At 46.4% G+C, this 2,459-nt stretch carries 2 protein-coding genes; both read right to left on the bottom strand.

Translation table 11 applies throughout. The annotated features are described in order from the left end of the window. Window positions 1-92: 92 nt before the first annotated feature. Window positions 93-848, bottom strand: coding sequence for an IS21-like element helper ATPase IstB (istB, locus tag L3V31_RS21910; protein ID WP_140150473.1), 756 nt, complete (start codon window positions 846-848; stop codon window positions 93-95). Further along, window positions 838-2,352: an IS21 family transposase gene (gene istA, locus L3V31_RS21915; RefSeq protein WP_140150472.1), complete on the bottom strand. Its 1,515-nt coding sequence runs from the start codon at window positions 2,350-2,352 to the stop codon at window positions 838-840. The genes istB and istA overlap by 11 nt, the downstream gene beginning before the upstream one ends. Window positions 2,353-2,459: the final 107 nt, after the last annotated feature.

Raw genomic sequence — 2,459 nt, forward strand, 5'->3', positions numbered from 1 at the left:
TGTTAATTTGCACTTAAATCTGATCCACCATTTGCATTGAAAAGTGATCCACTTAAGTAAGTCTATTTTAGACTAAAATTTCACGTTGGCTTCTACTTGGTTTTCTCCTTAGATTTCTTTTTTGACTCTTTAAAACGATAGCTGTCGTTACCCGTTTCGATGATGTGACAGTGATGAGTCAGCCTATCTAGCAATGCCGTTGTCATCTTTGCATCACCAAACACTTTCGGCCATTCCGTGAAGTTGAGATTGGTGGTAATGATGATACTGGTGCGCTCGTAAAGCTTACTGAGTAAATGGAACAGCAATGTGCCACCCGCTTGGCTAAAAGGGACATACCCTAGCTCATCCAGTATGACTAAGTCGCAGCTCACTAATCGATTCGCAAGGCGACCCACGTGACCTGCTTGCTTCTCCTGTTCAAGCGTGTTGACGAGCTCTATGGTCGATAGGAACCTCACTCGCATTTGGTGGTGCTGTATTGCTTGCACGCCCAATGCCGTCGACAAGTGAGTTTTTCCTGTCCCTGGCCCACCAACGAACACGATATTTTGGCTGTCTTTGATAAATTCGCAGCGATGCAGGCCTCGTATCAGATACTCATCGACCGCACTCTCACTAAAGTCAAAGCCGTATAAATCGCGATAAGCAGGGAACTTCGCTGCTTTCATTTGGTAAGCGATGCTGCGCACTTCGCGGTCTGCGACCTCAGCTTTGAGCAAGGTCTCAAGGATGGGCTGAGCTTGTTGATAAGCAGGAGAGTTTTGAGAGGCAAGCTCAACAATACTGCTGACCATACCGTGGAGTTTGAGGGTCTTTAATGTGCTCAATAACGCTTCATTGTGCATGGCGTTTACCTCTTAGCTCGTCATATCGCGATGTGTCACTAGTAGGCTCTGTAACCAGTCGTAGTCCTTGAGAGACAGGGACTGGTAAGGCTGGGAAGGGATTGAGCAAGCGACTTAAACAGTTTATGACGTGTTGCTTTGATGGTGTGCCTGCTTCCAGTGCCATTTCTATGGCTTTTTCTACATGCTTCTCATCGTGATGAAGAACCAGTGACAAGACTTCGACCATTTCCTTATCGCCGCCATGACGCTGTAATAGGATGGACTGTAGGTGTTTAAAACTCTCTGGGAGCAGGTGAAACGGCGCTCCATTACGTATAGAGCCTGGCTTGCGTTGTGCAACTAACAGGTAATGTCGCCAGTTATAAACAATGCGGGGTGGCTCATGTCTAGGGTTAAAGACTCGTTGGTGCTCAGCGATGGGTTGGCCTTCTGCCACCAAGACTATGTTATCTGGGTAGGCGTGCAGACTAACTCGTCGATTTGCGTAACTTGCGGGGACGGAGTATTTATTTCTGTCGAAGTTCACCAAACAGGTAGAGGAGACGCGTTTACTTTGCTCGATAAAACCATCAAACGGTGCGGTGACTTTCATTAAATGAGTACGTTCACCCAACCACGCTTGCTCTATGGTCCTATCACTATATTGAGGGTGCTTGCGTGACTGCCAATCACGTAGACATTGAACTTCAAGCCATTCATTAAGCTCATCTAAGGTTTTCACCTTAGGAGCACGCTGCCAGATGATAGAACGCACATCCCGTACGTTCTTCTCGACTTGTCCCTTTTCCCAACCTGCTGCTGGGTTGCAGAAGTCGGCTTCAAACAAGTAGTGACTGACCATTGTTAAAAAGCGACGATTCACTACTCGCTCTTTGCCTTTTTTCACCGCATCAACTGCGGTTTTCATATTATCGTAGATACCACGCTCAGGGACGCCTTGGAACACACGAAAGGCGTGATTATGAGCATCAAACAACATTTCATGACTCTGAGAATAATAGGCACGGAGGAGGAAAGCACGGCTATGACTGAGTTTGAAGTGCGCCACTTGTAGCTTAGTTTTATGGCCGTTGATATAGGCCCAATTTTCGCCCCAATCAAACTGGAAGGCTTCACCAGGGGCAAACTCTAGTGGCATGTACGTTCGTTTAGAGGCATTGAGTTTTTGTTCTTCTCGCCATTTGCGTGCAAATGAAGCGACTCTGTCATATGAGCCGCTATAGCCGAGCGGAACCAGATCTTGAAAAAGATTTTTGACCGTTTTGCGCTGCTTTCTCGGTCGCTTCATTTCTCGTTTGAGCCAAGAAGTCAGCAATTCCTCAAACTCGTCGAGTTTGCTCAATGAGTGTCGTTTTGGATAAACAGGTTCGATGGTTTGATCTTTCAAATAACGCTTAACGGTATTTCGAGATAATCCCGTACGTCTGGCGATTTCCCTTTGCGACATTCCTTCGCGGAAATGCCAGCGACGAATAACACTTAATAATGACACGTCAATCACTCCACATTCTCCTGCGCAGACTCAGCAGGAATTAGGTTAGATTATGTGGATCAGTTTTCAGTGCAAATCAGGGGGTGAAGTGGATCAGTTTTGGATGCAATTTAACA

Source organism: Vibrio sp. J1-1 (assembly GCF_021728395.1).
Lineage (GTDB): Bacteria > Pseudomonadota > Gammaproteobacteria > Enterobacterales > Vibrionaceae > Vibrio.

What these genes read in the sequence shown, in the direction of transcription:
- istB (WP_140150473.1), bottom strand. Translation starts at nt 848, where the DNA reads ATGCACAATGAAGCGTTATTGAGCACATTAAAGACCCTCAAACTCCAC.